We start from the raw sequence: 7511 nt of genomic DNA, 5'->3' as shown, positions 1-7511 counted from the left end.
TCCTCTACACAGCGAAGTTTGAAATCATAACTGTGCTTGACTTTTCTTTCCATAAATACCCTCAAATAGTGTCCAACTTTTGGGGGGCAGTTCATTTCTGTTGTGAAAAATCTGTTGTGAAAAAATCACAACAGATTTTTCACAACAGATTTATAGGAATTTTCTTTTTTCAATAAAATCATTCAAATATTTCCCCGCCTGGAAAACTTCCAAATAGTTCGACAAAGCGCAAGCAGTAACTATTTTTTTGGGGTTCTAAACAACATCATGGGCGCAAGCATAACAGCGCATTTACGTGATCCTTGGAAGGAAACCTTGCACAAAAAAATAACGCCCAAAACAATCAAGCGAGCTTATGTTATGCAAGGTTTCTTTGGAAGTTGCAGGATTACTTTGTGATCCGTTAGGGTGAACCCTAACGCAAGCATCTAAAACAAAAAACCATCAAGCGAGCTTGTATGGTAGGCAAGGTTTCTGTTGAAGTTACAGGATTACTTCGTGATCCTCGGAGGGAAACCTTGCGCAAAAAAATAACGCCCAAAACAATCAAGCGAGCTTGTTGTTTTGGGCTTTTATTTTTTTGTGGGAAGAGCAGGATTACTTTGTGATCCGTTAGGGTGAACCCTAACGCAAGCATCTAAAACAAAAAAAACCATCAAGCGAGCTTGTGGTTTTTTCTTTTTTAGATGCTTGTGGGAAGAGCAGGATTCGAACCTGCGAAGGTTTCCCAACGGATTTACAGTCCGTCCTCGTTGGCCGCTTGAGTATCTTCCCGGGCGTGCAAATATAACAACACTTTCGGGCTTTGCAAACGAATCCTTCACATTCTTTTGCGTGTTTTCACAACCGTTTGACCCAGAGTAAAATAAAAAAATCTCCGCACGGGAGATTTTTAAATATAAGGTCACAAACGTACTATTTCGCCGCTAACAATTCGTTTACCTTGGCTTTGAGTGCATCGCCGCGCAAGTCCTTGGCGACAATTTTTCCGCTGGCATCCAAGATGAATGTCGCGGGGATCGACTCTACGCCATAGGTCTTGGCGATAGGCTCGTCCCAGTATTGCAGGTTTGAAATTTGGTTCCAAGTAAGTTTGTCCTTGGCGATGGCGTCTTTCCAGGCACCCGCTTCTTTGTCAAGCGATACACCGATGATGTTCAATCCCTTGCCGTGCAATTCGTTGTACAACGCCACTACGTTCGGGTTCTCGGCGCGGCATGGCTTGCACCAAGATGCCCAAAAATCGATGATGGTGACTTTGCCCAAAGATTCTTTGAGTGATACCGGTTTTCCGTCAGGGTTCTTGGCCGAAAAATCAGGGGCGACGCTACCTACGGCAGGGGCCGATCCGCTTTGTGAAGCCGGTGGTGTCGGGTTTTCGATCGCCTTGATCTTCTTGGCGATGCCTTTGCCCACGGTGCCTTCCTGCAACGATTTGTCGAGTTGCGCGAAGTGCTTCTTGATTTTCTCAAGATCCGGCGCCATTTGGTTGAACATGCCGTCTACGATAAGTGCAGAGATGAACGCTTTCGGGTGCGATCCGACATAGTCCTCCGACTGTTTCATGAAGCCTTCCTGCAATTTGTTGAACTCCTTGCGCAAGCCGTTCATCGTAGCCGTGTCCTGGGCTTGTTGCGCCTGCTGCATCTTCATCATGTTGTCTTGCTGGAACTTCATCATCGTCTTTTGGATCTTCATGCCTTCGGCCTTGAAGTTTGTGAGTTCGTCGTTGTTGTACGTGCCCGATACGACGCTTTTTTGGATGCTGTCTTTGTCGATCGCAATCTCGATTTCGCCGTTTTCAAGGATGAAAGGCACTTTGCCCATCAGGCTTTCTACTTGTACCATGTGGATGGCAGGCTCGGTGGCCGATCCCTTGAAAGTGAATTTTCCTTTCTCGATTTTCACCGTATCGATGGCCACGATACGACCGATTGAATCCTGTTTTTCGATAAAAACGTTGGTTCCGTCCTTGATGTCCTTGACGGTTCCGGTGACAAGGTATTCGTTGTCGCCGGCTTTATTGCATGATACCATTACCGCAACGGCCGATACAAGCATGAGCACTTTCTTCATAATGAGTTTTTGTTTTAGTGGTGCAAAAATATCCAAAAAACAAAGCCGCGGTATTTTTTACGGCTTAATTTTTTGTTATTGTTATTGTAGTGTCGATGGACAAACAAAATGTGTCAACCCGACGCTGGTTTGCCTGATGCCCGCAATGCCTTTTTCGACGTTGACCATGTTGTGGTAGCCGCGCGATTTAAGGATCGAGCCCATGATTACCGATCGGTAGCCACCCGCGCAATGCAGGTAAAAAGGTTCGTCTTTCGGGACTTCGGCCAATTGCTCATTGACGTTGTCGAGCGGTATATTAAGCGCCGTACCGATGCGTTCGGCCTTGTACTCGCCGGGTTTGCGCGCATCGACCACAATCGATTTTTCGTTGTATTCGTTTGCAAATTGCTCGGGGGTGATCGACGCCATCGAATCGGTATCGAATCCGGCCGCTTCCCATGCCGCGAGTCCGCCTTCGAGATAACCCAAGGCATGGTCGAAGCCCACGCGCGACAAACGCGTAATGGTTTCTTGCTCGCGGCCCTCAGGAATCACGAGCAACAACGGTTGCTTGACGTCCATGATGAGCGCGCCCACCCATGGCGCAAAATTGCCTTGGATTCCGATAAAAATAGAACCCGGAATGTGTTTTTTGACGAACTCGCTCTCGTGCCGAACGTCAAGCACAATCGCCTCGGATTGGTTCGCGACGGCCTCGAATTCGCGCGCGTTCAAACCGCGACAAGATTTGGACAAAATAGTGTCAAGACTTTCGTATCCTTGTATGTTCATCATTACGTTTTGCGGGAAATAGGCCGGGGGAGCGCCCAATCCGTCGAGCAATTCATCGATAAACTCCTGCTTGGTCATGTCGGCGCGCAACGCGTAGTTGGTTTTTTTCTGGTTCCCGAGCGTGTCGGTGGTTTCCTTGCTCATGTTTTTGCCGCACGCACTTCCGGCGCCGTGGCTTGGGTACACTGTAAGTTCGTCTGCCAGCGGCATGATTTTGTTCCGAAGCGAATCGAACAGATAACCCGCAAGTTTTTCCTGCGTCAAATCGCCTACGAGCGCCTGCGCCAGATCGGGCCTTCCCACATCGCCTATAAAAAGCGTATCGCCCGTGATGATCCCGTGCTGCGTCCCGTTTTCATCGATCAAAAGATAACAGGTGCTTTCGAGCGTATGCCCCGGCGTGTGGATGGCTTTTACCGTGCAACGCCCGACTTTGAATTCCTGGTTGTCGGTGGCGATCAGCGCATCGAAAGCGGGGTTTGCCGTTGGGCCATAGACGATTTGTCCGCCTGTTTTTTGCGCCAGGTCAAGATGTCCCGACACGAAGTCGGCGTGAAAATGCGTTTCGAAAATATATTTGATCGACGCGCCGTCCTTTGCCGCCTTGTCGATGTAGGGCTGCACTTCGCGCAACGGGTCAAAGATGGCCGCTTCGCCATCGCTTTCCAGATAATACGCGGCCTGCGCAATACATCCGGTATAAATTTGTTCGATTTTCATGGTTGTTTGTTTTGAATAACAAAAATAAAAAGAAAGTTGTTGCTTACCGTTAATTAAATCACAATGATGCACTCTCTCAGGAGCACCAGTACGGCCATGGCGGCCACGAACCAGCCAAATACTTTTTTGAGCTGCGGCTCGTTGATTGCCTTGGCATAATGCATCCCGATGAAAATGCCCGCCACCGACAAACCGGTAAAACCCAAAAGAAACGACCAATCGATTGTGTGGTTGGCGACATCGCCCAAAAATCCGATCAGCGAGTTGAGCGCGATGATCAGCAACGAGGTCGCCACGGCGTTGCGCATGGGCAGTTTGGCGACGTACAAAAGCACGGGGATGAACAAGAATCCGCCGCCGGCGCCTACGGTTCCAATCAAGACACCGACAAAAAACATACGGACAACCGCCGGAAATACTGCAACGGACTGCGCAGGACCATCGGATTGCTTTTTTTTGCGCAGCATCGAAAATGCCACCAGCAACATCACCAGTGCAAACAGCAACATCAGGAACCGGTCTTTTGGGATCGAAAAAGCGGCGTTGCCGAGTTGGGTTGGAATGGCGGGTACCAGGAATTTACGCGTCAAAAAGACGGCCGTAAACGAAGGGATCGCAAAAAGCAGCGCCGTCTTGATGTCGACAAGCCCTTGCCTGAATTGCTGTAGCGCGCCGAATGCCGAGGTCGTGCCCACGACAAACAGCGAATAGCCGGTCGCGATCACGGGGTCGATCCCCATTAAGTAGACCAATATCGGCACGGTCAAGATGGCGCCTCCGGCCCCGGTAAGGCCCAGAATCAGTCCGATGCCCAAGGCACCCAAATACCCCAAAAACTCCATTTATGTTTGTTTGGAGGTCAAATGTAGTGAAAATGTCGCAAGCTAGTCGTTGTAGCGTTCCTCGACCTTTTGCGTTTCGGCACGACATTCGTCGAGCCTGAACTGGCAATGCTCGAGCTCGTTGAGCGTGATGGTCATGTCGAGCGTGATTTTCTTCAATTCCTTGAGATAGCCCGAATGGGTAGGTTGGTTGCGTAACTTGAGCCTTATTTCGTGGAGCTCCGATTCGAGTCGGCCGGCCGTTTCCTTGGCCTTTTGCAACTCGAGTTGGTACCTTTGACAAACATTTTCCATGGCATTGGATTTGAGGTTTTTAGTCAAAGGCTAAGTTACAAGCAGCCGTTTTTTCTTACAATACCCAGTTTTGGTGATATTTTGCGGCTCACTAAATTTGGTGAGAAGGCCGTAAAGAAATGCCTCGTACGATTACTCTTCGTTGCTGACTTTCCGGTAAGGAAACGCGCCAAAAATGTGCCGCTTGGCAAAACGTCCCGGCGAATCGGCGTTGACCATTTTTACGTAAGTGGCTTTGGGTACGCTGATGTACTCATACGCGCTGCCGTCCGAAAAAGCCACGTGCAGCCGCACATTCTCATAATAGTAGTCGACAATGGTCGCGCTCGTGATCGTGGTGGTGTAGGCCTCGCGCCCTTGTTCGATGGTTTCCGGATTGATGCTCACCAAGTGGTGGTAGGCTTCGATGATGTCCTTGCTCTTGGCTTCGGCCACGGCCAACCCCTCGGTATCGTCGTGGAATTTGTCCGGATGGTACTCCTTCATCGCATTGCGGTAAATGGTTTTGAGTTCCTTGAGCGTCACAGATCGGTCTACGTTAAGCAGTTGGCGGTACGCCACGATTTTTTTCATCGGTTTCGAAATTTTTTGCAAAAGTAGGCCAAAGAACCCGTTGCACCACGTTGCGATTGCGTTAAATTTTGTTTCTGTCCATATCCTGACGAATATTCAGTTACATTTGTGGGCTAAACTTTTGCGAAATGATCAAAAATACTTGGATTGCCGTGTTGTTTTTTTGGGGAGCGATGGCCCACGCGCAAGTGGTCATCAACGAACTCGACACCGACACCGCGGGCACCGACGACAAGGAATTCATCGAACTCAAATCGGCGACGGCCAACTTTGCGCTCGATGCCTACGTGATTGTTTTTTACAACGGTGATCCTGTTTCGAGTACAGGTCTCAAAAGTTATGTTGCGCTCGATCTCGACGGATTTTCGACCGATGCGAACGGTATTTTTGTGCTCGGCAACCAGCTGGTTTCGCCCGTTCCCGAATTGATCACTTCGAACAGTACGCTCCAGAACGGCCCCGATGCCGTGGCACTTTATTTGGGCAGCGCGTCGAATTTCCCGTACCTGACGCCTGCAACGGCTACCAACTTGGTCGATGCGCTCGCCTACGGCACCAACGCCACGCCGCCCACCGAGTTGATGACGTTGCTCAACATCGTCTACCATACGAACGAAAATGCCAATGCGTTGGGTACCACACAATCGATCCAACGCAAACTCGACGGGACCTACGAGGTGAAGACGCCCACACCAGGCGCGAACAACGACGGCAGCGGCATCGTCTTTAACGGCGTGACCATTTCGGCGCCGGCCAATTTGTACAACGAAGGCGATGGTTTCGACATTACGTTTTCTACGCAAACACCCGTTGTGGGCACGCTTTCGTTTTCTTTTGCGCTTGCCAACGGGACTTTCGATTCGGCCGATTATTCGGGAAGTACAAACCTTTCGATTCCCGATGGACAAACCTCGGTCACGACCCACATCACCTTGATCGACGATGCTTTGGACGAAGGCGATGAACTCGCGAAAATCAAATTCGGCCCGCTGCCCACCGGCTACAAAAGACTCAACGACAACATCGAAATCCGCGTAATCGACAACGACTGGACAACCAGCGCCTGGGGTACGCCGCTCAATCCGACCTATGGTTTGGTCGCGCCTACGATTTCTGCGGGTTACTACGACAGCCTCGAAGGCAAGACAGGCGCGGTGCTCCAACAAGCCATTCAGGACGTGATTGCCAACCCTGCGGTGGTGCGTGCGCACACCTATGGCGACGTGGAACTGATGCTTAAACAAGCCGACCAGAACCCACTCAACAGCAACGAAGTATGGTTGATGTATGTCGAGCAGGGCAGGGCCAAATACCGCTACCAGCAAACGGCCAGCAGCACGGGTTCTTGGAACCGCGAACACATTTTCCCGCAATCACGCGGTGGCTTTGCCGATGGCACGAGCTCTACGCCCGACGGTATCGATATTTGGGCACCGACGAGTGCAGCCGACATCAACGCCGGCCATTCAGATGGGCACCACATTCGCGCCGAGGACGGCCCCGAAAATTCTTCGCGTGGCAACCGCGACTACGGGCTGAACGATTACAACGGCCCATCGGGCAACCAGGGCAGCTGGCACGGCGACGTGGCCCGCGCGTTGTTTTACATGGCCTGCAGGTACAACACACTGAGCGTCGTCAACGGGAATTTACCCGACAGCACGCCGGGGCAAATGGGTGATTTAGCAACGTTGCTCGTTTGGAACGGCACCGATCCTTCGGACGATTTCGAGATGCACCACAACAATGTGATCTACAACTGGCAGATGAACCGCAACCCGTTTGTCGACCATCCAGAACTGGCCGATTATATTTGGGGTGCGCAGGTGGGCAATCCGTGGTTTCCGACGCTCGGGCAAAGGGAATTTGAGGCCTTGCAGGTACGGATTTATCCCAACCCCGCCAAAGACCACTTTACGATCGCTGGCGTGAACCGTGGCCGTATCGAGATTTTCGATGTGTCGGGTATGCGGTTGATGCAATCGGAATTTACGATGGACGAAAACGTACACGTAAACCTTGCCGCAGGCGTGTATTTTGCACGTATCGTTTCGGAAGGCCAATCGGTTACCAAAAAGATCATCATCGAATAAACGTTTGATTTTTTTCGGATTCCTGAACTTCTTCAATTCTACCGACGCCAAGACATCGCCACAGCGTCGAACCGTGTCGCCTATCCCTACGCTCAAGAATTTGACAAAATACTATTACCGCCACACCGGTAAATAAGTT

The 7511-nt window shown here is 50.6% G+C and carries 6 protein-coding genes and 1 tRNA gene; 1 reads left to right on the top strand and 6 read right to left on the bottom strand.

Features of this window, described 5'->3' with window-relative positions; genetic code table 11:
* Window positions 1–693: 693 nt before the first annotated feature.
* From BLP55_RS14275 to BLP55_RS14250, 6 genes are all read right to left on the bottom strand, one after another.
* Window positions 694–774: transfer RNA gene (locus BLP55_RS14275), tRNA-Tyr, on the bottom strand.
* A gap of 141 nt (window positions 775–915) precedes the next feature.
* Entirely contained in the window at window positions 916–2076 is a 1161-nt protein-coding gene (locus BLP55_RS14270; protein WP_091145953.1) for a TlpA disulfide reductase family protein, read from the bottom strand.
* Window positions 2077–2157: 81 nt separating this feature from the next.
* A complete protein-coding gene (locus BLP55_RS14265) occupies window positions 2158–3570 on the bottom strand; it encodes an MBL fold metallo-hydrolase (RefSeq protein WP_091145950.1) in 1413 nt (470 codons plus the stop codon).
* A gap of 53 nt (window positions 3571–3623) precedes the next feature.
* Entirely contained in the window at window positions 3624–4412 is a 789-nt protein-coding gene (locus BLP55_RS14260; RefSeq protein ID WP_091145947.1) for a sulfite exporter TauE/SafE family protein, read from the bottom strand.
* A 42-nt stretch (window positions 4413–4454) separates the two neighbouring features.
* Window positions 4455–4706: a hypothetical protein gene (locus BLP55_RS14255; RefSeq protein WP_139149683.1), complete on the bottom strand. Its 252-nt coding sequence runs from the start codon at window positions 4704–4706 to the stop codon at window positions 4455–4457.
* A 132-nt stretch (window positions 4707–4838) separates the two neighbouring features.
* Window positions 4839–5279, bottom strand: coding sequence for a KTSC domain-containing protein (locus BLP55_RS14250; RefSeq protein WP_091145939.1), 441 nt, complete (start codon window positions 5277–5279; stop codon window positions 4839–4841).
* A gap of 128 nt (window positions 5280–5407) precedes the next feature.
* Here BLP55_RS14250 and BLP55_RS14245 point away from each other — a divergent pair, with 128 nt between their 5' ends.
* Window positions 5408–7372, top strand: coding sequence for an endonuclease (locus BLP55_RS14245; protein ID WP_091145935.1), 1965 nt, complete (start codon window positions 5408–5410; stop codon window positions 7370–7372).
* Window positions 7373–7511: the final 139 nt, after the last annotated feature.

It is taken from the genome of Flavobacterium caeni, assembly GCF_900101895.1.
GTDB lineage: Bacteria > Bacteroidota > Bacteroidia > Flavobacteriales > Flavobacteriaceae > Flavobacterium > Flavobacterium caeni.
This window is presented reverse-complemented; position numbering and strand designations above follow the sequence as displayed.

Bases quoted from the DNA above. Each gene is read 5' to 3' on its own strand.
- BLP55_RS14270 (WP_091145953.1), bottom strand. From the start codon at position 2,076: ATGAAGAAAGTGCTCATGCTTGTATCGGCCGTTGCGGTAATGGTATCA.
- BLP55_RS14265 (WP_091145950.1), bottom strand. From the start codon at position 3,570: ATGAAAATCGAACAAATTTATACCGGATGTATTGCGCAGGCCGCGTAT.
- BLP55_RS14260 (WP_091145947.1), bottom strand. From the start codon at position 4,412: ATGGAGTTTTTGGGGTATTTGGGTGCCTTGGGCATCGGACTGATTCTG.
- BLP55_RS14255 (WP_139149683.1), bottom strand. From the start codon at position 4,706: ATGGAAAATGTTTGTCAAAGGTACCAACTCGAGTTGCAAAAGGCCAAG.
- BLP55_RS14250 (WP_091145939.1), bottom strand. From the start codon at position 5,279: ATGAAAAAAATCGTGGCGTACCGCCAACTGCTTAACGTAGACCGATCT.
- BLP55_RS14245 (WP_091145935.1), top strand. From the start codon at position 5,408: ATGATCAAAAATACTTGGATTGCCGTGTTGTTTTTTTGGGGAGCGATG.